General features: G+C 64.5%; 24 protein-coding genes. 10 read left to right on the top strand and 14 right to left on the bottom strand.

The window, feature by feature from the left end; genetic code table 11:
• Nucleotides 1-54: 54 nt before the first annotated feature.
• Nucleotides 55-1020, top strand: a complete 966-nt coding sequence (locus C442_RS09835) for a beta-ribofuranosylaminobenzene 5'-phosphate synthase family protein (protein ID WP_008310018.1) — start codon at nt 55-57, stop codon at nt 1018-1020.
• Between the two features lie 99 nt (nt 1021-1119).
• Nucleotides 1120-2223 carry an NADH:flavin oxidoreductase/NADH oxidase gene (locus tag C442_RS09830; protein WP_008310017.1) on the top strand — a complete coding sequence of 368 codons (1104 nt, stop codon included), beginning with the start codon at nt 1120-1122 and terminating at the stop codon, nt 2221-2223.
• Between the two features lie 5 nt (nt 2224-2228).
• Here the strand turns inward: C442_RS09830 and C442_RS09825 are convergent, their stop codons facing one another.
• The 3 genes from C442_RS09825 to C442_RS09815 all read right to left on the bottom strand — a co-directional run bounded on the left by C442_RS09825 (nt 2229) and on the right by C442_RS09815 (nt 5050).
• Entirely contained in the window at nt 2229-3233 is a 1005-nt protein-coding gene (locus C442_RS09825) for a DUF368 domain-containing protein (protein WP_008310016.1), read from the bottom strand.
• A 106-nt stretch (nt 3234-3339) separates the two neighbouring features.
• Nucleotides 3340-3591: a DUF7127 family protein gene (locus tag C442_RS09820; protein ID WP_008310015.1), complete on the bottom strand. Its 252-nt coding sequence runs from the start codon at nt 3589-3591 to the stop codon at nt 3340-3342.
• A 91-nt stretch (nt 3592-3682) separates the two neighbouring features.
• Nucleotides 3683-5050 carry a phosphoribosylglycinamide synthetase C domain-containing protein gene (locus tag C442_RS09815; RefSeq protein ID WP_008310014.1) on the bottom strand — a complete coding sequence of 456 codons (1368 nt, stop codon included), beginning with the start codon at nt 5048-5050 and terminating at the stop codon, nt 3683-3685.
• 180 nt (nt 5051-5230) lie between these two features.
• On the opposite strand from C442_RS09815, the gene C442_RS09810 reads away from it, so the two are divergent.
• The gene (locus C442_RS09810) at nt 5231-5503 is read left to right on the top strand and encodes a DUF7553 family protein (RefSeq protein ID WP_008310011.1); all 273 of its coding nucleotides are present in this window, start codon (nt 5231-5233) and stop codon (nt 5501-5503) included.
• Between the two features lie 77 nt (nt 5504-5580).
• Here the strand turns inward: C442_RS09810 and C442_RS09805 are convergent, their stop codons facing one another.
• A complete protein-coding gene (locus C442_RS09805) occupies nt 5581-6408 on the bottom strand; it encodes a hypothetical protein (protein WP_008310008.1) in 828 nt (275 codons plus the stop codon).
• Between the two features lie 305 nt (nt 6409-6713).
• Between C442_RS09805 and C442_RS09800 the strand changes: the two genes are divergently transcribed.
• The gene (locus C442_RS09800; RefSeq protein ID WP_008310006.1) at nt 6714-7493 is read left to right on the top strand and encodes a winged helix-turn-helix domain-containing protein; all 780 of its coding nucleotides are present in this window, start codon (nt 6714-6716) and stop codon (nt 7491-7493) included.
• Here C442_RS09800 and C442_RS09795 read toward each other — a convergent pair.
• From C442_RS09795 to crtD, 7 genes are all read right to left on the bottom strand, one after another.
• The gene (locus tag C442_RS09795) at nt 7490-7813 is read right to left on the bottom strand and encodes a transcription factor S (RefSeq protein ID WP_008310004.1); all 324 of its coding nucleotides are present in this window, start codon (nt 7811-7813) and stop codon (nt 7490-7492) included. The genes C442_RS09800 and C442_RS09795 overlap by 4 nt on opposite strands.
• Before the next feature lie 32 nt (nt 7814-7845).
• Nucleotides 7846-8481, bottom strand: coding sequence for a hypothetical protein (locus C442_RS09790; protein ID WP_008310002.1), 636 nt, complete (start codon nt 8479-8481; stop codon nt 7846-7848).
• On the bottom strand, nt 8474-9346 hold the full coding sequence (locus C442_RS09785) for a hypothetical protein (protein WP_008309999.1): 873 nt from the start codon (nt 9344-9346) through the stop codon (nt 8474-8476). Before C442_RS09785 ends, C442_RS09790 begins: the two co-directional genes overlap by 8 nt.
• Before the next feature lie 132 nt (nt 9347-9478).
• The gene (locus C442_RS09780; protein ID WP_008309997.1) at nt 9479-10315 is read right to left on the bottom strand and encodes an RAD55 family ATPase; all 837 of its coding nucleotides are present in this window, start codon (nt 10313-10315) and stop codon (nt 9479-9481) included.
• 84 nt (nt 10316-10399) lie between these two features.
• Nucleotides 10400-11281 carry a bisanhydrobacterioruberin hydratase gene (cruF, locus tag C442_RS09775; protein WP_008309995.1) on the bottom strand — a complete coding sequence of 294 codons (882 nt, stop codon included), beginning with the start codon at nt 11279-11281 and terminating at the stop codon, nt 10400-10402.
• Nucleotides 11274-12158, bottom strand: a complete 885-nt coding sequence (locus tag C442_RS09770) for a prenyltransferase (RefSeq protein ID WP_008309993.1) — start codon at nt 12156-12158, stop codon at nt 11274-11276. Before C442_RS09770 ends, cruF begins: the two co-directional genes overlap by 8 nt.
• 3 nt (nt 12159-12161) lie before the next feature.
• Nucleotides 12162-13649, bottom strand: a complete 1488-nt coding sequence (crtD, locus tag C442_RS09765) for a carotenoid 3,4-desaturase (RefSeq protein ID WP_008309991.1) — start codon at nt 13647-13649, stop codon at nt 12162-12164.
• 134 nt (nt 13650-13783) lie between these two features.
• Between crtD and C442_RS09760 the strand changes: the two genes are divergently transcribed.
• The 3 genes from C442_RS09760 to C442_RS09755 all read left to right on the top strand — a co-directional run bounded on the left by C442_RS09760 (nt 13784) and on the right by C442_RS09755 (nt 15608).
• The gene (locus tag C442_RS09760) at nt 13784-14959 is read left to right on the top strand and encodes a M24 family metallopeptidase (protein ID WP_008309990.1); all 1176 of its coding nucleotides are present in this window, start codon (nt 13784-13786) and stop codon (nt 14957-14959) included.
• Between the two features lie 230 nt (nt 14960-15189).
• A complete protein-coding gene (locus tag C442_RS22120) occupies nt 15190-15354 on the top strand; it encodes a hypothetical protein (RefSeq protein WP_008309989.1) in 165 nt (54 codons plus the stop codon).
• A 44-nt stretch (nt 15355-15398) separates the two neighbouring features.
• A complete protein-coding gene (locus C442_RS09755) occupies nt 15399-15608 on the top strand; it encodes a ribbon-helix-helix domain-containing protein (protein WP_008309988.1) in 210 nt (69 codons plus the stop codon).
• A 19-nt stretch (nt 15609-15627) separates the two neighbouring features.
• Here C442_RS09755 and C442_RS09750 read toward each other — a convergent pair whose 3' ends face one another.
• Both C442_RS09750 and C442_RS09745 read right to left on the bottom strand, forming a co-directional pair.
• Nucleotides 15628-16038 (bottom strand): hypothetical protein, encoded by a 411-nt coding sequence (locus C442_RS09750; protein WP_008309987.1) that lies wholly within the window; start codon nt 16036-16038, stop codon nt 15628-15630.
• 47 nt (nt 16039-16085) lie between these two features.
• Nucleotides 16086-16766 (bottom strand): hypothetical protein, encoded by a 681-nt coding sequence (locus C442_RS09745; protein WP_008309986.1) that lies wholly within the window; start codon nt 16764-16766, stop codon nt 16086-16088.
• 121 nt (nt 16767-16887) lie between these two features.
• Here C442_RS09745 and C442_RS09740 point away from each other — a divergent pair, with 121 nt between their 5' ends.
• Together C442_RS09740 and C442_RS09735 are read left to right on the top strand one after the other, a co-directional pair.
• Nucleotides 16888-17574 carry a VOC family protein gene (locus C442_RS09740; protein ID WP_008309985.1) on the top strand — a complete coding sequence of 229 codons (687 nt, stop codon included), beginning with the start codon at nt 16888-16890 and terminating at the stop codon, nt 17572-17574.
• Between the two features lie 168 nt (nt 17575-17742).
• Complete coding sequence (locus tag C442_RS09735) at nt 17743-18021, top strand: hypothetical protein (protein ID WP_008309984.1); 279 nt, start codon at nt 17743-17745, stop codon at nt 18019-18021.
• A gap of 121 nt (nt 18022-18142) precedes the next feature.
• On the opposite strand, the gene C442_RS09730 is transcribed toward C442_RS09735, so the two are convergent.
• Nucleotides 18143-18445, bottom strand: a complete 303-nt coding sequence (locus tag C442_RS09730) for a DUF5779 family protein (RefSeq protein WP_008309982.1) — start codon at nt 18443-18445, stop codon at nt 18143-18145.
• A gap of 127 nt (nt 18446-18572) precedes the next feature.
• On the opposite strand from C442_RS09730, the gene C442_RS09725 reads away from it, so the two are divergent.
• Nucleotides 18573-19817 carry a LeuA family protein gene (locus C442_RS09725; RefSeq protein ID WP_008309980.1) on the top strand — a complete coding sequence of 415 codons (1245 nt, stop codon included), beginning with the start codon at nt 18573-18575 and terminating at the stop codon, nt 19815-19817.
• Nucleotides 19818-19882 lie beyond the last annotated feature (65 nt).

Raw genomic sequence — 19882 nt, 5'->3', positions numbered from 1 at the left:
GCGAAACCCACCGGTGACAGCAGCTTCTTTTCCGTCGGGGACTTCCGCCGGCGTATGCCGACGGTCACGACCGCCGCGCGACTCCACTTCGGGTTTCAGAACCTCTCGCTCGCTCACGAGCGCCTTTACGGAGGCGTTGGGCTCGCTCTCGACGAGCCGCGGCTGACCGTCGAGGCGACACGGGCCGACACGGTCCAGTGTGACGACGCGGCGGCCGAACCGTACGTCCGGCGCGTGGTCGACGCGCTGGACGTACCCGGCGCTGCTGTCTCTGTCGAGGAGCGGTTCCCGCGACACGTCGGCCTCGGGAGCGGTACGCAGCTCTCGCTGGCGACGCTCATCGCCGTCGTTCGGGCCTACGACCGGACCGCCGACGCCCGGACCTACGCGCCGCAACTGGGCCGGGGCGGCCGGAGCGGCGTCGGCGTGGCCGCGTTTGAATCGGGTGGGTTTGTCATCGACGGCGGGCACCCGACGGAGCGCTTCACTGCCGAACCGCCAGCCGAAGGTGACTGGGACGTGCCGCCGGTGCTGGCCCATCACGACATCCCCGCACACTGGCGCTTTGTCATCGTCGTCCCGGACACCGACCCCGGCCAGAGCGGCAGCGCGGAGGACCAGAGTATGCGGCAGGCCGTCGAGCGCGCCGACCCCGGCATCGCCGACGAGATCTCGACGCTGTTGACCCGGCGGCTGCTCCCCGCGATTGCCACCAGAGACCACGGCGACTTCGGCCACGCCGCGGCGCGGCTGGGCCGGCTCAACGGCGCGTGGTACGCCGACGAACAGGGCGGCGTCTACCGCCCGCCCGCCGGCGCACTCGTCGAGTCGCTGTCGAGCGCCCCGGTCATCTCCGGAGCCGGCCAGAGCTCTTGGGGACCGACCGTCTGGGGCCTGACGACGGCAGACTACGAGTCGGAGGCTCGCGAAGCGGGCGCACTGGCACTCGATGCGGCCGGCGTCGAGGGAACGGCTCGCGTCGTCGCGCCCCGGAACACCGGTGCCTCACTGACTGAATAGAAGCCGGGCTGTGTGGCTTTTCAGTACGAGCTACCGGCACTAACGACGACTCTTGCAGCCGCCAGTGCGGTTATCCGTCTCGGCAGCAAACCCCCGTCGATGACTGCACTGTTCTCACCGCTGGAACTCCGCGAGACGACTGTCCCGAATCGCGTCATGGTGTCTCCGATGTGCCAGTACTCCTGTGGGGCCCGCGACGGCCTCGCCACCGACTGGCACCGCACACACCTCGGTTCACGCGCCGTTGGCGGCGCGGGCCTGGTCATGACTGAGGCGACCACTGTCGAAGCCCGCGGCCGTATCTCCCCGGAGGACCTGGGTATCTGGAGCGACGAGCACGCGGCAGCGCTGGAACCGATTACGGAGTTCATCGCTGAACAGGGCAGCGTACCGGCTATCCAGCTGGCCCACGCCGGGCGGAAAGCCTCTATCGAACGACCGTGGGACGGCCACGACCCGCTCCAGTCCGACGACGGCGGCTGGGAAGTCGTCGGACCGAGTGACGACCCCTGGCCGTACGAAGACGGCGAGGCACCGCCGACAACAGCGCTCGATCAGGACGGCATCGAGGCGGTCATCGACTCGTTCCGCGCCGCCGCCGAGCGCGCGCTCGACGCCGGATTCGAAGTCGCAGAGGTCCACGCCGCCCACGGCTACCTCTTGCATCAGTTCCTCTCGCCGGTGACGAACCAGCGCGAGGACGACTACGGCGGCGACTTCGAGGGGCGCACGCGACTGGTCCGCGAAATCACGACCGCCGTCCGCGAGGTCTGGCCCGACGACAAGCCGGTGTTCGTCCGAATCTCGGCGACGGACTGGCTTCCCGACCGCGATTCCTGGACCGTCGAGGACTCCGTGCGACTGTCGGACCGACTCGCCGACATCGGCGTGGACCTCATCGACGTGAGCGGCGGCGGCATCCACCCCGAGTCCCGCCCCGACTACGCCGGCCCGAACTACCAGCTCCGGTACGCCGAGCGGATTCGAGAGGAAACGGAGTCCGACATCGCCGTCGGCGCTGTCGGCGGCATCACGACGCCCGAACAGGCCGAAGCCGTCGTCGCCAACGACCGGGCAGACATGGCCATCGTCGGCCGCGAACACCTCCGGGACCCGTACTTCACGATGACCGCAGCGAGGGAACTCGACGCGACCGACGAAATCGAGGGGCCGCCGCAGTACCGTCGTGCCTGGGGCTTCTAAGGGCCTTAGATCTTGTCGAGATCGAGGTCCACGGCGTACCAGTCGAGCACGAGCAGGAAGGCCGCGCCGACGGCGGCGGCGGCAACGAACGCAATGAGAACGTCCGTCGAGAAGCCGACTTTATCCTGTACTTCAACGACCGGGGCGCGTAACGCGCCGACGACGAGCGCGACGAGGAAGGCAAGCGTTGCCCGACGGTTGTAGTCCAGCGCGCGGCGGACGACCCGTGCGATGGTGAACAGGCCGACCAGTCCGCCGACGATGAAGGTCACGACGGGGACGGCCGTCGCGGTCACGTCGTCGACCGAGCCGCCGGTCGCGAGGCCGATGAGCGCGTCGATGAACTCGCTAAGCGCCCTCGTCATCCGGGTGTACTGACCGAGGATGACGAGCAGCAGCGACCCGGAGATGCCAGGGAGGATCATTGCGCTGACGCCGATCATCCCGGCGACGAAGACGAGGAGCAGGCTCCCGCCGGTGCCGTCGCCCCCAGCCGAGATACCCGATACTAGGAAGGCGACGAGGAACCCGACGACGCCCGCCGCGGCTTGGAGCGGCGTCTCGATTGAGAGACCGCGTAGCAGGACGAGCGCGGAGGCGGCGATGAGGCCGAAGAAGAAGCCGAAAAGCAACGCCGGCGTCTCCTGGCTGGCGACGGTGACGATGTGTGTCACGATGACGACGGCGGTGCCGACGCCGGCGACCAGCGCGAGGAGGAACCAGATGTCGAGTTCGAGGAGTTCCGAGAACGCACCGCGTACATCAACACCGCCGTCTAGCGGTGTGAGCGCGCGGACGAATCGTACTATGCGGCCCGGCGTAACGGCGGTAATCGCGGCGATGAGTCGCTCGTAGACCCCGGCGATAAGCGCGATTGTGCCCCCGGAGACGCCGGGGACGCCGTCCGCACTGCCCATACAGAGGCCGATGAGAAACGTTCGAATCCACGCACGAAGCGGTGGCACCGAGCCCAGAACCGTCGGCGGGTCCCGGTCGGGAGGGGTGGTCATCACTGAACGCTTCCAGCATCACGCTCAAATCCCTTGTGGAGTTACATCGTATTATGCTGCTGTCACAACTGCGAGACTGCGGCTGAACAAGTGGCCCGCGACAGCGCTAGCTCCGCTTCGATAGCGTGAGCACGCCGTTCCTGAGTGTCTGGACTGCGCCGGCTGCCGGCAGGTCGACATCGAACTCGGTCTGGAGGTGCGGGGCGTCGACAGCAACGATGGCTTCCGTCCCGATGATATCGACTGTCACATGGTCGTCGCTGACCTGAAGCGAGTCGAGGTCGACGGCGACCGTCCAGCCGTCGTCGTGGTCGGTGTGCGAGACGTGTAGCGGCGACCGTTCAGTTTGTGCGTCCATTCGTCAATCATGGGTATGTGTTACACACATAAAGGTCCACGTTCGGCGCGTGCCAAAGCTCGGCCAGACAGGAACGCTATCCTGTACGTCGCTACACAGCGGGGCCGAGATAGCCCCATGCTTGCAGGCGGTCGCCGTCGCCGTCGATCCACCGCTCGCCGATGTCGTCGCGGTAGTAGCAGTTCGGGATGAGAATGTCGTCGACGCGTTCGTACGCCTGTTCTCGCGCCGCCTGCATCGTTTCGCCCTTGCCTGTGACGACTAGCGGCATCCCACTTTCGCCGGCGACCCGCCACTGCCCGTCGACCGCCGCTCCCGGCTCGCTTCTCTCGCCGGTCGCGCGGTCCGTGCCCGCAACAGACACGCGCTTCGCGTCCTCGATGTGGATGCCCTCGCGGCTGTCGGATCCGAAGACGACCGCGGCGTTGCGGGAGTTCTCGTCGTACGTCTTCTGGTCGTCGAACGGGAACGGCGGGAGGACGACCCGAACCGCGACCTGATATCCACGGTGTACCTCTAGACCGGGGTCGCGCCCGTTCGCCAGGTCGAGGAAGAACTGCCCCGTCCCTGACTCAAACGACTCCACTTGCAGCGTGATTGTGGGGTACCCGAACCGCGGCGTGAACTCCAGCGGATAGATGCCGTCCTCGTTGACGATGCAGTTGATATCGATGCTGCCGACGTAGCCCTCGTCGGCGAGCCAGCCTTCCACCTTGCCGAGTGTCTCCGCAAACAGTTCGTTCCGGCCGGCCCAAAACATCGAAGTCCCCATCTCGCCGGTCGAGGGACCGATGTTGCCCGGAAACAGCTTCTTGTGCTCGAAGTTGAAGTTGATCGGTTCGACGAACGACTCGCCGTTGAAGAAACCACAGACGGCGATTTCGACGCCCTCGACCTTCCGCTGGAGCTGGAAACCCTTCATCCGATGGCCCCACGCCTTCTTGTACGCCTCCAGTACGTCCACGATGTCGCTGCCGTCGTCCTCGTTGCCGACGTAGAGCAGTCGTTTGACGTTCTGGACTTCGCCCAGCGGTTTGATGACGTACGGCGCAGGGTTCTCCTGGACGTGCTTGATGCCGGCGTCGAAGTCCTCGAAGACGTGATGCTCGATAGTGTTGACACCGTGGTCTTCGAGGACCTCCATGGCGTAGCCGCGGTCCTCTTCGAGCGCATCTGTGTTGGGTGTCCCGCCAACGACGGCGTGGCCTTCAGCCCGGAGTTCCCGGGCGAGTTCGCCGGTACCGATGTCGCCACCGACCCAGATGTCGTCGAAGACGACGACGTCGGCCCAGTCGAGGTCCCTCCGCCAGTCGTCGGTTTTCGGTACGAATCCGTCGGCAATCTCCTGATCGCTGTCGGCTTCGATGTAGTACCGGACGTCGTGCCCTTCTCGGCTGACCTGCCAGGCGACGTCGCCGATGAGCGCCGCGTCCAACGAACAAAAGAGGAAATTTGCCATGGCGCGTCTGCGGGCGGGTGCGGGGTAAACGTTTCCCGTCCTGTCGACCGCAGGTCATTGACATCGCGATGGCAGCGAACCGGCCAGTCATACCCGGCTGCTCGATGCCCACTGATCTATTTAAATAAACCCACTTCCGTAAGCCGAACCGTTTTAGTCCCCATCTGTAAATCCCCACGTATGACACGCGACGAACTCGCGTCCGCGAGTGAACTGCTCGAATCGGCGGCCGAAGACACTGACAGCGACGAGGCGAGCGAGCGCCTCGCCGAACTCGCTGCCCAGCTTGACTCCCTTGCGACCGACGAACGCGGCCCGGACCACGGCCGACTCGCCCGCATCCAGTCGGCGCTCAACGACCTCAGCAGTGGCGACGCGGAAGACGTGACCGAAGCCATCGACGACGCCGACGACCAGATCAACGAGTATCGGTCCGACCTCGAAGGGGTCTGAGGCGGCGCTCCTGCGCCAACACACGGCTGCCCGGTGACTTTCTGCGACGGAAAGACGGCTTTCGAACCGATGAGTCGCTACGACTCTGTCGCGGTTTCCTCGTCGACCGGCTTGATCCGGTGTGTCACGTCGTTGTTATCGTCCGGGGCCCGCAGATGATACGTGACTTCACGCGGCTCCGTATCGTCGACGTACGGTGTCTTAGCGTCGTGCGTGATGCCCGCTGTTTCTCCTGGCTCCAGTACCCTATCAAACCGGCCGACAGGCGCGTAGGCGACTCGCGGGCCGGTTCGGTTGAGTGCGAGGACGTACCGACCCGCAGTGTCGCCCGCGTTCGTGACTGTTATCTCAAGCGTCGGCATGGCTGGCTCAGTGACGCGCTCCGGTCCGTCGAGAGTAACGTCGAACGACGGCAACGGTGCTTCGAGTCTGTTCTGAACTGTCTTCGGCGGCGTCCACTCCCCGCCGGGCCAGGACAGTCGGGTGTCGCTGGCTGAACCGGTTTCGGGCAGGTCAAAGACCAGCGGCCCGCCGGCCTCGGTGAACTGTCGGCCCCACTCGCCGTCGCGATACAGACCGTTCCTGAACGTCTCGGGGCTGTACGTCGACCCGTCGAATCTGAGCGAGAACGCGCCCCGGTCCACTCCCGAGCCCTCGACGGTCGTCGTGAGGACGAGAAACTGGCCGGCTGTCGGTTCAACGCTGATAGAGTCAGTGCGGGGAATCACGACGCCCGGCGCCACCACGGCGTCCGTGACAGCCACACCGGGCGGCGACCCAGTATCGGGTTCGCTGACGGCCGGTGACGGCACCGGCGTCACTGACCCGGTGTCCTCGGTTTCACCCTGACATCCTGCACCGGTGATAGCCAGTCCGCAGAGTGCCAGAACACGACGGCGGTACATGGCTCTGCGTTGCCCTGCCCCCGATAAATGCTTTCAGAAGGCACGGGTTCAGTTTTGACCGACTGTTTCCAGTTCGGCCCGGAATAGACCTGTCTCCTTGATCTGGGTCGTCTGTGTCGCTGATGAGGCAGGCGATGTCAGATTAAATAACATCTTAATTAATGTTTGTGACTAACCAAAAGCTTTTGACAATTCCATTGGTTTCAGTCAAATGTGTATCAGGTTGGGGGATCGGGTGGCGGTACCATCCCTACGTGGTGATATCAATGAGCAAATCAACGAATGGCCGAACGGCCCCTAAATCGATGCGTCACAAGCAAATACTCGATGTAGCGGCTGAGAACCCCGAGGCATCCATCGCAGAGCTTGCGGCCGAAGTACCGAGTGCGACAGCGGAACTGGTCGAGCGAGTTCTTGAGGAACACGGCGACCCGGCTGAGGCCGACGAGACGGAAACGGCCGACCAGTCACAGAGTGAACCGTCAGCCGAGTCGCAGTCGTACCCCGCCCCTGCGGACCTCTCATCGACAGAACGTGAGACGATCCGAGCAATCCAGAAACACCCCACCGCATCCCAGCGAGACCTCGCGGAGAAGCTCGGCGTCACCGCTTCGACGGTGAGCAACCGCGTCAACGGAATCGACGGGTTCGACTGGGCGAACCGAGAAGCGTTCGCAAACGCTGTGTTCAGCGACGGAGAAGCCGAACCAGCGACGATATCGGACGATTCAGCAACCCAGGCACCCGATACCCAATCGCCGGAGTCAACAGACAACCCCGACGGAGCCAACAGTCAAGCGTCAGGCCCTGATACTGCGTCCGACGACGGCGACCGCTCGCCAACGGAAGTCGAGACAGCGGCCGGCGAAGTGAACACCACGCTGACTACGTTCCAGTCGACCGTCGAGGACCTCTCCGAGCAACTGGCCGAACTCGAAGGCCAGGTCGAAACCGTCACCGACGGCGGCGGCTCGCCACAGCCGTTTCAGGACCCCGAACTCGTCCACAAGGTCGTCCACGCGTGTATGGACTCCGACAAGATATCCGAGGAGGAAGAGCTCCGGATTCTGGATTCGTTGCTCTAGTTGTACTCACGCCATCGGTGGCCACACTCTTGGCACTTGAAAAAGCGCGTCGGCGGTTCGTCGGCTGACCCGGTCTGTTTGATCGTGTACCACGCTTTCCCGTGTCCGCATTCCTCACAGGTCACGTCGTCAGCCGTCGGCTTGCCCTCGAAGTTCGAACCCTCCTCGGTCTCTATCAGTTCGTCGCCGCTCTGTTCGTCCGTGCTGACGAACTCGGCCGCGCGGTCCTCGTCTTTCGCGACCCGCGCGCCACAGGACTGACAGACCATCTCGTCACCGTCGCCGTGCATCATCGAGCCACAGTCGTCGCAAAACTGCATACACGCTCGTCGGATATCGAGGCAAAAAGCCGTTACTGCTCGTCCTCGATCTCGTGTTGCTCGGCGACGACCGGACAGTCAAGCAGCCGGACCGTCTCCATGTCGAGGAACTCCATGATCTCGGTCCCCTCGTTCGTGCAGTGTGCGTTCGGCGGTGCGGAGAAGTGTTCACACTGCTCGCAGTAGCGGTGTTTCGACACCTCCGCATACCGGCTCTCCGGCGTGGTCTCGCTATCGTCGTCCGCAGCGATTTCCGCCCACACCTTGTCCGCGTCGATGTGATCGACGTCGACCCGCTCGAATACGCTCTCACCGCTTCCAAAGGGGTCGTCGCCGCGGCTGTCCATTTCCGAAAAGGGGTCGTCCGGGTCGGGTGATGACCCGGAAAGGGGATTGTCTGATTCAGTTGCCGAATCCGAACGGAACTCTTCCGTGTCGACGGCCGAGAGCAGGTCGTCAGCATCGGTTGCATCGGGTTCCGCCTCGGACGCACCGTCGGCCGGTTCGTCGCTCGGTTCGCTGCCCGGCCACCCGTCGTCGGGTGGCTGGCGTGCGTCTGTCGAGCCGTCCGCGTCGTCAGGCTCCGAACCGAGACGCTCGAACGGGTCGCCCTCGCGGTCGTCGCCCGGGTCAAGCTCCTCGAAGGGGTCTTGCTCGTCGTCACTCATTGGTCTCGCCCGGTTCAAGCTGTGCTGCGGCCACCAGCCGCGCCTTCGAGCGGATAATGCCGCCCTCGGGCCGGACGTCCGACACCGTCGTGTTGCAGTGTGGACACTGGGGTTCGGTCAACAGTCCGATCTCGACCTGCTCGTCACAGTTCGAACAGCGTGCCGTCGAGATGTTCTCCTGGGCCGCGGCGCGTTTCAGCCGGTCGACCGCTTTCTGATTCTGGTCCCGGCCGCCCTGGTCGTCGCGGAGGTCGCTGACGACCCAGGCGACGCGGGTGAGTTTGTCTTCGACATCGTCGAGTCGGCTGTCGATGTCAGCGACTCGCTCGTTCTCTGTTTCGAGCGACTCGGTCACGTCGCCCCGAAGCGCGGCGAGTTCCGCCTCGATATCTTCGATCTCTTGTGTGAGTGCATCGATACGGTCGAACTCCTCGTGGCCGTGGTCGGCCGGCGCTTTCGCGTCGGCCTCCCGTTTGACCTGCACGACGCGCTCGCGAACGTCTTCGATTTTCGTCTGAAAGTCCGCTTCGAGCGCGTCGAACCGCTCGGTGAGTTGGCGTTCCACCGTGTCGACGATGTCGGGGAGCTGTGAACTGACAGCGCTCTCGGTCGCCGCTTCGACTGAGCCGTTCAGCTTCTCGTCCACGGTCGCGGCGACGACGGCATCCAACTCGTCCGCCGATGGCTGAATGAGGTCGTCAATCCCATCGTCCGAATCGGCCGCTGTCATGTATGCGGCCAGCAGTTGCTCCATGACGGCGTCGCGAGGCACGCCGAGCGTCTCGGCCTGCTCGGTCAGCCACTCGTCTAGATCTGCAGATAGCTCGACGTACACTCCTCCGTCATCAGTCGACTCGGAGGACATTACGACACCCTTGACGAACAAGACTGATAAGGGTTTACCGCCGATTTCAGATACCGAGAGCGGGAGCGAACCGTCAGCACGCCGCTCGTTGTTTTCTGTCGACAGTTACAGAGGGTGGTTCGCTGACTATCGTTATCGAATCTTACGAACGTCGCTGATATCGAAGCCGGCATCGCCCAGTTCGGTCTCGAACTGTACGATGTCCTCGTCCTCTATCTGCGAGAGGACGCCGCGGAACTGCTGGACGACGAGGGTCCGGGCCCGGGTGGAACCGCCGGACTCCCACGCGAACTCCATCGTGCCGTGAGATGCGTCGACGAGCTGCCCGTGTTGCACCGACGACAGCGTCTCCGGATTGACGTGTAAGAGGATGAGGCCTCCCCACTGGTGGGCCGCCTTCTGGATTCCCTGGACGAGCGAGCTGATGTCCGACCAGCTGACTTCCTCGTCCGTCGCGCTGACGAGGTCGGATAGCGAGTCGATGACGACGAGGTTCCCCGTCGCCACCTCGTTCAGGACCATGCCGAGCGTGCCGAGCAGGTCCTCCCGCTCGTGGCGCGCCCGGAGGTCGGTGATTGACGCGGTTTCGCTGGCGTACCAGTCCCGCGGCACCGGACTGATGTGGAAGTACCGCTCCGAGAGGTCGTGGAACTCGACCGCCTGGCTCCCCTTGTCGACCACGTCGTCGTCCATCGCTAGCCGCATCTCGCTGACCAGCTGCGCCTCGCCTGCGGTAAAAGAGATGTAGTGGACTTCTTCGGGGGCAACAGCGTCGGCCGAGCGGTCGCCGTAGTAGAGGTCGTGTAGCTCCCCGTCCACCTGTTCGAGCCCGTTGATGAGTGCGCTCGTATGCATGAACTCCCGGGAGCCAGCGCCGGCCTCGCCGGAGAGCAGGACGACGCTCCCGGCGGGCGCTCCACCGTTGATGATGGAGTCGAGCTGCCGGATTCCGAACGGGATTCGCTCCATACGTCCTCCTACCTACGCGTTCGCTTAAACGCTTGGCCTGTCTCCTCGGTCGTGGTCGGCGGAGCGACGGCGTGCCAACAGGACTCACCGCCAGACGGCACGGCCGAGTCGCGTCTCCGAGAGGTCGAAGTCGAAGCGGTCCGTCCAGAGGAGGCCGGCCCCCAGCAGCGCGGCCAGGCCGACCGGCACCCAGTTCGCGTAAAAGAGGTTGATACCGCCCCACAGCAGGACGAAGCTCACCAGGTCGTCGAGCATGAACGGGCAGTCCCGGAGCCGCCGTCGGAGCCCCGCGCGGTCGAACCCGAGGTCGAACAGCAGGACGGCGACCGACCCCGACAGGAGCCAGCCGGCGTAGTTCTGCCATGGGACGCCGTAGAACTGGGGCGTCTCGTAAATCCAGAAGCCGATTGCCACAGCGCCAGGGTCGAGCACCAGGTCGACGAGCATCACCGTCGCCAGTGTCGCCAGCAGCCGCACCGCGGCTGACGCCGCTCTGTTGCCGAGCAACAGCAGGACGAGCAGGTAGGCGTTCAGGACCAGCGGGAAGAAAAACACCGGGAGCCCGAACGGCACCTCACCCAGAAGCATCGGACCGAGGTCGACGCCATACGTAAACTCGCCGTAGGGCCAGCCGGTCCGCACGCCGACGAGTTCGATGCCGTAGGAATAGAGTGTCAGCGCGACCAGCGCCAGCCCGGCCCGGCGGTCCACGAGCGGGAACACGCCGGCCACGAGGGGTAATCGCATCACGAACGTCCCAAAGAGGACGAAGTAGGGGTTGAACGCGAGCGGGTCGGGTAAGAGTCCCTCGGCGCTTGCGAGTAAGGTCACCGCGCCGACGAGCGGGAAGACGACGGCGATGGTAAAGCGGTTCTCAGTGACGAACTGGTCGAACTGCGCGGTCGCGTCGGTCCTCGTCTCCGGGAGTGTCCAGCCCGCTATGGTCCGGTCTTCGCCGCTAGCCATACAGCATCACCCACAGGGCGATGAGTGTGAAACCCATGCCGACGACGGTGTTGATCGCGGGATACCACCAGTACGCCTCGTCGATGTCGACGCCGATACCGAGAATCCCGAAGACGAGGCCGGGGTAGACGAGCAGCAGCAGGCCGAACACCCAGTGCGTGTACGTGAACACGAACGCGGCCGTGAGCCAGCACATCACGCAGTAGTAGTAGGTGTTTGACTCGCCCAGAAACGTCGCCGTCGTCTGGATACCGGCCTCGCGGTCGGGTTCGATGTCGGGAATCGCGGAGAAGGTGTGCATCCCCATCGCCCACAGCCACGCCCCGGTGACCGCCGTCGCTGGCGGGGCAACGCCTTCGATAGCGGCGTAGCCGATGACACCGGGCAGGATGTACAGGCCGTTCGAGATGGAGTCCAGAAACGGCGTCGTCTTGAACCGCAGCGGCGGGGCCGAGTACTCCACCGAGAGCACCACCCACGCGAGCAGGGCGACGACACCGAGCATCGGCAGCCCAAGGACGAACAGCAACGCGAGCGCGCCGCTGGCGACGACGATGGCTGTGACGGCGCTGTCCCCGCGATAGCTGACCTCCCGGCCGTCGTCTTTCTTGGGATTGTGCTCGTCGATGTCGGCGTCGAAGATGTCGTTGACGCCGTAGAGAAACACGTTCCCGGGGATGGTGAAGTACAGAAACAGCGCGACAGCCAGCGGCGAGAACAGCTCGTTCGGGCCGTCGGCCGCGTAGCTGACGCCGACGATGACCGGGCCGCCGAGGTAGAGCCAGAAGCGCGGTCGGGAGAGGCGCAACAGGTACCCCACCAGCGTCTCCTCCGGCGGAATGACGGCTTCGATGCGGTCGGTCGGGAGTTCTGGCATTACTCAGGCGATGTCCTCGATGAGCGCCTCCGCGGTGTGCTCCCCGCTTATGAGACACATCGGCACGCCGATGCCGGGCGTCGTGAACGACCCCGTGAAGTAGAGGCCGTCGACGGCCGACGAGCGGTTGTTGGGCCGCAAGAGGGCCGTCTGGCGGAGCGTGTGTGCCAGACCGAGTGCCGTGCCCTCGGTGGCGTTGTACCGCTCGCCGAAGTCGGAGACGGCGAACTGCTTCTCGTAGACGATTCGGTCGCGCAGGTCGACGCCGGTGTTGTCGGCGATATCGGCCAGAATCTTCTCGCGGTACTCCTGGCGGATCTCGTCGCCGTCGTGCAGCCCCGGCGCAATTGGAACCAGGACGAACAGGTTCGAATGGCCGTCGGGGGCGACGCTGTCGTCGGTCTTCGAAGGGACACAGAGGTAATAGGCCGGGTCGTCGGGCCAGGCCGGCTCCTCGAAGATATCGTCGAAGTGGGGGTCCCAGTCCGTCGGCAGGACGAGCGTGTGGTGTTTCAGCGGCTCCACGTCGCCCTCGACGCCCATGTACATGAGGAAGGCAGACGGCGCGTAGGTCTTGTCGTCCCAGTAGTCGTCGTCGTACTGGCGCTCGTGTTCTGGCAGGAGCTCCTGCTCGGCGTGGGCGTAGTCGGCGTTGACGACCACTTCGTCGGGATGGGTGGTGTCGCCGTGAACCGTCTCGACGAGGAACCCCTCTTTGCGCCGGGAAATTTCGTCGACCTCGGCGTCGGTCTCGTAGGTGACGCCGAGTTCTTCGCCGAGTTCGACCAGACCGTCGACGACCGCACCGACGCCGCCGTCGGGGTAGTAGACGCCGAGGTTGAAATCGACGTGGCTCATCATATTATAGAGGGCTGGCGTCGTCCGGGGCGATCCACCCAAAAAGACCAGCGTGTACTGCATGATCTGCTGGAGCTTCGGGTGCTCGAAGTAGTCCTCGACGTGGCCCTGCATCGAGCCGATGAGCTGGAGCCCGACCGGAGCGGCGGTCATCACGTCGAGGTCAATCCAGTCGCGCAGCTCCGAGCGGTCCTCGTAGACGAACTTGTTCATCGCCGTCTCGTAGTGCCGTTCGCTCGTTGCGAGGTAGTCCCGGAAGGCCTCGCCCGCGCCGGGCTCGTACTCTTCGAACTTCCGGGCCATCTGGTCGTTGTCGCCAGTCACGTCAATTTGGTCGCCGTCTTTGAAGAAGATGCGGTAGTGGGGGTCGAGCCGCTGGAGGTCGTAGTAATCCCGCGGCTCCTTGCCGAAGTACGCGAAGAACCGCTCGAACACGTCGGGCATCAGGTACCACGACGGACCCATGTCGAACCGGAACCCGTCCACCTCAAGTCGGGAGGCGCGCCCACCGAGCTGCTCGTTTTTCTCCAGCAGCGAGACCTCCGCGCCTGCGTCCGCCAGGTAGCACGCAGCGGAGAGGCCGCCGATGCCGCCGCCAACGACGGTCACGTCTTCACCGGACAAGTCACTCATTACTAGTATTGAGGGGCTGGAGCGTCAATAAATGGGCGGCCAAACTGCATCGGTATGGTATTCGTCGGCACATCTCGGGATACGGAGCGGCGCAGTGGGAGACGTATATGGGGATGGGGGCCAGACTGGCACGTATGGAACCAGACCTCTCCGCACTGGACGCGTATCTCGACGACGCCGGCGTCGACGGCTACCTCATCGACGCGGATTCCGAGGCGTCAGACCAGTACTACCTCTCCGGTTTCGACGCCCCGGACCCGTTCATCACACTGTACGACGGCGACACGCATCTGCTCTTCCCGCGGAGTCTAGAGTTCGGCCGGGCGAAGCGCGAGTCGCGGGCCGAGACCGTCGAGCGGTACGTCGACTTCGACCACCAGGGGAAGGTCGAGGAGTACGGCCCCGACGAGGCAGTCTCACACGTCCTCGCGGATTTCCTCGCGGCCTACGACGTGGACAGCGTGGCCGTGCCGCCGCGGTTCCCGCTCCGGACGGCGGACGGCTTGCGGGAACGTGGTGTCAATGTAGCGGCCGACACCGACGGCATCGTCACGGAAATCCGCGCGACGAAGACCCAGACCGAAATCGACCACATCCGGACGGCACAACGGGCCAACGAAGCGGCGATGCAGGCGGCCGAATCGCTGCTCGAAGCGGCGGAAATCGCTGCCGACGACACGCTCGAAGTTGACGGCGAGACGTTGACGAGCGAGCGCGTGAAGGAGGAAATCGAGGTGACGCTGCTCCGACACGGCTGTTCACTGGACGAGACTATCGTCGCCTGCGGCGCGGACGCCGCGGACCCCCATGACCGCGGGAGCGGGCCGCTCGTCGCTCACGAGCCCGTCATCATCGACATCTTCCCGCAGGACAAGACGACGAAGTACCACGCCGACATGACGCGGACGTTCGTCAAAGGCAAGCCGAGCGACGCGGTGCGCGAGTGGTACGACCTCACTGAGCGGGCGATGGAAGCGGCGTTCGACGCGCTGGAACCCGGTGCGACCGGCAAAGACGTACACGACGCTGTCTGTGACGTGTACGAGGACGCCGGCGAACCGACGCTGCGCGACGACGAACGAACGGAGACGGGGTTCATCCACAGCACGGGCCACGGCGTCGGGCTGGACGTCCACGAGCTCCCACAGCTGTCACCGAACGGTGGGGACCTCGAACCGGGGCACATCGTCACTATCGAGCCGGGCCTCTACGACCCCGACGTGGGCGGCGTCAGAATCGAGGACATCGCCGTCGTCACTGCCGACGGGTACGAGAACCTGACCGACTACGAGGTCCGGCTGGTCGTCTGAGCCGGTCGTTTCAGCGCCGTTCCATCTGGTCACCGTCTCAATATGTAGCATCTTTTGCCAAGATGGTTGTTACCATGCACCTATATTTCCCGCAACTCCATCATGAACATTTATTATGAATGGGTCGAAAGGTGGGGGTACCCAATGCTTGTATCCGACGTACGCCTTTCGCGCCGACCCGACACTGCACCGCCCACGAACTACCGACGACGGCCGACACGACCCCCAGGATGACAACACGAATCACGACCCCCCGAAACGACGACTCGTACCCGACAACCACGCTGCCCTTCGACGACGCGGAGAGCAAGTCCCGCCGTGCGCCGAAGATGTTCTCGCCGACCAATCACGCCACGATGGGCCAGTTCGACACTGAGGCCACGGACCCGCGGTAAGCTGGGACACAACGCATATCCCGCCGGCATGCCTCCGTGCCGATATGTCCGATTACACCACAGTATCGATTCCGAAGGACCTCGCGGAGCGCGTCGAAGAGACGATCGAAGGGACGAGTTTCTCCAGCACCTCCGACCTCGTTCGGTTCCTGCTCAGGAGTATCGTCGTCCAGCACCAGCGGGAAGGCGAACTGACCGAAGCGCAGTTCCAGGATATCACCGACCAGTTGCGGGACCTGGGCTACTTGGAGTAACCGCTCCGGAGACGGAACGCTACTGCGGATACTTTTCCGGAGGCTCGACGTCGAGAACCGTGACCTCCTGTTCCTGCCCGGCTCTGTCGAAGGCCCCGAAGGCGTCGATATCCCACGGCGGGATGCCGACGAAGATGACCTCGTGCAGGTCGTCGGTCTTGCTGACGCCCATGTACCCGTCGGGGTGGGAAACGAACCGGCCCTGTGTCTGGCCGGCCGGCGTTCCAAGGTCGACGCCGAACACCGCCTTCACCGAGGCCCCGGCTGAGGGGAGATAGAAATCAGTGAAAACCGGCGTCTCGTCCGGCAAATCAGCATCCGGGAGCTCCCCGGCCGGCGTGACGGCCAGCGAAATCGTCACGTCGTCAGGTTCGGCTTCGCTGGCGAGCCGTAACAGCGTCTCGACGAGTCCGCGTGTGACGTAGACCACGCCACTCCTTCGCACGGGCCGGGTAAAACGGCGTCGCTTCCGTCGGTTTAGCCGAGCACGAGCGACTTGAGGTTCTTCGCGTACAGGCCCGGCGTCCGGCCGCGCGACCCGCGGAGCGCGTACGCGATGTCCTCGGCGGCACCTTCCATCACGCCCTCCCCGTGTCCGACCAGGACCCGCTCGGGGTCCAGCCGAGAGAGCTTCTTCGGCGGGAACAGGCGCAACATTGGGTGGACACCGAGTCGCTCGTCACCGGCGAGGAAGTAGTCCGCCGCCCCGACTGCCTCGGGGACGACCAGCGTATCGTCCTCGTCGCCATACAGCGCGGCCTCTTGCCAGAACGTGTTCTTGATAATCTTGTGGACGCCGTAGTCCGTGCCTGGCAGCTGTCGGTGCATGCGTTCGACCGGCGCGTCGATGTCTTCCTCGACACCCGACATCCACTCGGGGATGTACACTGACACGTCGTGTCGGTTCGCAACGGCGGCGCTGTCGCGTTTGTGCCGGTCTAACAGGATGACGACGCCGGCCACGTCGCCGAACTCGGCGAACAGGTCGTCGATACCGTCGACGTCTATCGGGTCGACGACGAACACGCCGGCATCCGTCCCGAGGACGTGACTCGCCCGGACCATCATTTCGTCGGGATACGGAATGTAGCTCACGCCGCGCTCCCAGCGGTTCGTCTCCAGCCACGCTGCCGTTTCGTCCTGAGTGTTGGTTGGCATACGCCTCAGTACGGGCCTGACGTGAATAAATGGTCGAGAACGGGAAACTCGCGTGCTGGGGTTGTTTCGCCTCCGAAACGGCGTCCACAGGGGCTTTGTCGGTGGCGTTCGAAGCGCCGATATGCTCTCATCGCCCGCCTGGCTCACACTGGAGGTGAAGTATCCGGACCGTGCAACGGCGTTCTACGAGGCCTTTCTGGAACTCGACGTACTCTCAGAGGCTCCCGACGAGGCCGTGCTCGCGGCCGGCGACACCGAACTCAGGCTCCGCGCGCCGGGGACGGTTCCGCGCGGCGGGCTCCACACCCACTACGCACTGACCATTCCCGAGCGGGAGTACGACGACTGGTACGGCCGGCTGGACGAGCGCTTCGACCTGGTCGAACACACCTTCGGGGACGCGCGCTCGCTGTACTTCTACGACCCGCAGGGCAACTGCGTGGAACTCGGCGAGCGGGCGGTCGACGGCGATGGCGTCACCGGCCTGTTCGAACTCGTCCTCGAAGTCGAGGACCTGTCCTCGGCCGTGGCGTTCTACACCTCGCTGGGGTTCGACATGGTCGACGACGGCCGCGACGAAGGCCGCGTTCGGCTCTCGACCGGCGATCTCGATCTGGAACTGTGGTCACCGCGGCTCGGCATCGCCGACGCCCGCGGCGGGGTTCACGTCGACTTCGGCGTCGTCGCCGAAGATCCGAAATCGACGGCCAGGGAAGTCGCTGACGACGCGCTTTCGGTCACCTCGGTCGAGGACGGCGTCCGAATCAGGGACCGAGACGGTCACTATCTGACGCTGGTGTCGGCGTAGGCACCCGCCGGTGTCGGCGTAGCGGGCCACCGATGCTGGCGTAGCGGGCCAGTGGTACCGGGGTTGAATCCGCTGGAAGCGAATATAATGACTACCCCCGTATTAGTAGCTGTATAGACTCCTCATAGGCAGGTTCTTTTCGTGTCGGCGGCCACGTTTCACCCGAGGATGTCCCCGACTGACTCCCGGACCGAGCAGGACGTTCCGCCGAAGGCAACGCTGTTCTGTCCGGACTGTGGGCACCAGAGCAGGTACGACGGCGACTGGATGGTGGTCGAGCGCCACTGCGGCACGCACTACCGCTGTCCGGACTGCCACGCCCAGATCACGACCCGACCGAGCCACACTGACAGGGGTTCGCCCCGGTTCTTCGACACCTACTGGCAAGCGTGGGACCGGGGTATCCGCGTGTGGCACGGACTGCTGCAGCGATTTCTCTCTCCTTGAACGATCGTGGCACCTACTGCCCGGTGCCTGAGACGCCGAACCCCGCTGTGCTCGATACGCTCGCCCTAGAACCATGTCGTCTACAGCAGGACTGCACGAAGGACACCGTCTGTATTGCCAGTCAATCCAGCCGCTCGGAGTCGATACTGACGCCCGGCGGCGTCACAACCAGAAAGCCGCGGAAGTGCATCAGTTCGCCGCCGGCCTCCCGGACCGGCCGGGCGAACCCGGCGGCGAGTTCGTTCAGGTCGCCTTCGACGTTGAGAACCAGGACTGACCCGTTTTCGATGGTGTTGACCCACTGCTCGGGCGGTTCCGACCCGTCGAGGACGCCCAGCACGACGCGGTTGCTGCCGGCCCCGTCCCGGTCCTCGTCCATCTGGTCCTCCACGGCCTGCAGGTCCAGGCCCTCGAAATCGCTCATAGCCACATCCATGCGCGGACAGAGCAAAAATCCTCCCCAAACCGTCTGACGCGCGGCAGTCGCTCTGGCCGCGGTCGCAACCGTGTGCCGTGTGCACGTCTCCCCGCCTTATGAACAAGTATAAATAGTGGAAGCCTCCAGATACAGGTGCTTATGTCCAACAACGAGGGCACGTCGGAATCTCCGGCGGATCGAGTTCTTCCAGGGCACACTGGATTCCACGTCTGAGATAACAGACGCACGGATTTTCGACACCACGCTGCGCGATGGTGAGCAGTCACCACGTACGTCGTTCAACTACGAGGACAAACGCGAGATAGCCGCGCTGCTCGACGAGATGGGCACCCACGTCATCGAGGCCGGGTTCCCCGTCAACTCCGACGCGGAGTTCGAGGCAGTTCGGGACATCGCCGAGTCCACGCGAGTGACGACCTGCGGACTGGCGCGTGTGGTCGAGAAAGACATCGAGGCGGCCTTGGATTCAGGTGTGGACATGGTCCACACCTTCGTCTCGACGTCGGACGTACAGTTGCAGGATTCCATGCACGCGACCCGGCAGGAGGCGCTCGACACCGCCGTCGACTGTGTCGAGATGATCAAAGACGCGGGCGTCGAGTGCATGTTCTCGCCGATGGACGCGACTCGGACTGACGAGGACTTCCTCGTCGAAGTCATCGAGGCTACGTCCGCGGCGGGGGCGGACTGGATCAACATTCCGGACACTTGTGGGGTCGCCACGCCGCGGCGGTTCTACGACCTTATCGAGATCGTCGACGACTGCACCGACGCCTACATCGACGTGCACACGCACGACGACTTCGGACTGGCGTCAGCCAACGCCATCTCCGGCTTCGAGGCCGGAGCCAGTCAGGCGCAGGTGTCGGTCAACGGCATCGGCGAACGCGCCGGCAACGCGGCCTACGAAGAGGTCGTGATGGCGCTGGAGTCGCTGTACGACGTCGACACCGGAATCGACACCACCCGCATCACGGAGCTGTCGCGGATCGTCGAGGAGAAGTCCGACATCGGGGTGCCGGCGAACAAGCCCGTCGTCGGGCGCAACGCCTTCTCCCACGAGAGCGGTATCCACGCCGCCGGCGTCATCGAGAACTCCGACACGTTCGAGCCGGGCGTCATGACCCCCGAGATGGTCGGGGCCACGCGCGAACTCGTGCTCGGCAAGCACACCGGAGCCCATTCGGTTCGGGAGCGGCTCGTCGACGCGGGCTACGACCCGACCGAGGCGGAGGTCCGAGAAGTGACCCGCCGCGTCAAGGAGTACGGCGCGGAGGAACAGGTCACCATGTCGGTGCTCGAACGGTTCGCCGAGGAGATCGGCGTGACCGAGGAAAGCGAGGAGGTCCGGGCGTAGGTCGATGACCTCGCTTCCGGCCGTCACTACGAGTGAGCAGCTACCGGTGAGTACCCGGTTCCGAG

The sequence above is a fragment of the Haloarcula amylolytica JCM 13557 genome (genome assembly GCF_000336615.1).
Lineage (GTDB): Archaea > Halobacteriota > Halobacteria > Halobacteriales > Haloarculaceae > Haloarcula > Haloarcula amylolytica.
The sequence above is the reverse complement of the archived record's forward strand: the minus strand, read 5'-3'. Positions and strand labels throughout refer to the sequence as shown.

Excerpts from the sequence above, each read along its gene's own strand:
- C442_RS09740 (WP_008309985.1), top strand. The coding sequence starts at position 16,888 with ATGCTCTCATCGCCCGCCTGGCTCACACTGGAGGTGAAGTATCCGGAC.
- C442_RS09745 (WP_008309986.1), bottom strand. The coding sequence starts at position 16,766 with ATGCCAACCAACACTCAGGACGAAACGGCAGCGTGGCTGGAGACGAAC.
- C442_RS09735 (WP_008309984.1), top strand. The coding sequence starts at position 17,743 with ATGTCCCCGACTGACTCCCGGACCGAGCAGGACGTTCCGCCGAAGGCA.
- C442_RS09815 (WP_008310014.1), bottom strand. The coding sequence starts at position 5,050 with ATGGCAAATTTCCTCTTTTGTTCGTTGGACGCGGCGCTCATCGGCGAC.
- cruF (WP_008309995.1), bottom strand. The coding sequence starts at position 11,281 with ATGGCTAGCGGCGAAGACCGGACCATAGCGGGCTGGACACTCCCGGAG.
- C442_RS09810 (WP_008310011.1), top strand. The coding sequence starts at position 5,231 with ATGACACGCGACGAACTCGCGTCCGCGAGTGAACTGCTCGAATCGGCG.
- C442_RS09825 (WP_008310016.1), bottom strand. The coding sequence starts at position 3,233 with ATGACCACCCCTCCCGACCGGGACCCGCCGACGGTTCTGGGCTCGGTG.
- C442_RS09730 (WP_008309982.1), bottom strand. The coding sequence starts at position 18,445 with ATGAGCGATTTCGAGGGCCTGGACCTGCAGGCCGTGGAGGACCAGATG.
- C442_RS09795 (WP_008310004.1), bottom strand. The coding sequence starts at position 7,813 with ATGCAGTTTTGCGACGACTGTGGCTCGATGATGCACGGCGACGGTGAC.
- crtD (WP_008309991.1), bottom strand. The coding sequence starts at position 13,649 with ATGAGTGACTTGTCCGGTGAAGACGTGACCGTCGTTGGCGGCGGCATC.
- C442_RS22120 (WP_008309989.1), top strand. The coding sequence starts at position 15,190 with ATGACAACACGAATCACGACCCCCCGAAACGACGACTCGTACCCGACA.
- C442_RS09835 (WP_008310018.1), top strand. The coding sequence starts at position 55 with ATGCCGACGGTCACGACCGCCGCGCGACTCCACTTCGGGTTTCAGAAC.
- C442_RS09830 (WP_008310017.1), top strand. The coding sequence starts at position 1,120 with ATGACTGCACTGTTCTCACCGCTGGAACTCCGCGAGACGACTGTCCCG.
- C442_RS09760 (WP_008309990.1), top strand. The coding sequence starts at position 13,784 with ATGGAACCAGACCTCTCCGCACTGGACGCGTATCTCGACGACGCCGGC.
- C442_RS09790 (WP_008310002.1), bottom strand. The coding sequence starts at position 8,481 with ATGAGTGACGACGAGCAAGACCCCTTCGAGGAGCTTGACCCGGGCGAC.
- C442_RS09780 (WP_008309997.1), bottom strand. The coding sequence starts at position 10,315 with ATGGAGCGAATCCCGTTCGGAATCCGGCAGCTCGACTCCATCATCAAC.
- C442_RS09770 (WP_008309993.1), bottom strand. The coding sequence starts at position 12,158 with ATGCCAGAACTCCCGACCGACCGCATCGAAGCCGTCATTCCGCCGGAG.
- C442_RS09805 (WP_008310008.1), bottom strand. The coding sequence starts at position 6,408 with ATGTACCGCCGTCGTGTTCTGGCACTCTGCGGACTGGCTATCACCGGT.
- C442_RS09755 (WP_008309988.1), top strand. The coding sequence starts at position 15,399 with ATGTCCGATTACACCACAGTATCGATTCCGAAGGACCTCGCGGAGCGC.
- C442_RS09820 (WP_008310015.1), bottom strand. The coding sequence starts at position 3,591 with ATGGACGCACAAACTGAACGGTCGCCGCTACACGTCTCGCACACCGAC.
- C442_RS09785 (WP_008309999.1), bottom strand. The coding sequence starts at position 9,346 with ATGTCCTCCGAGTCGACTGATGACGGAGGAGTGTACGTCGAGCTATCT.
- C442_RS09800 (WP_008310006.1), top strand. The coding sequence starts at position 6,714 with ATGCGTCACAAGCAAATACTCGATGTAGCGGCTGAGAACCCCGAGGCA.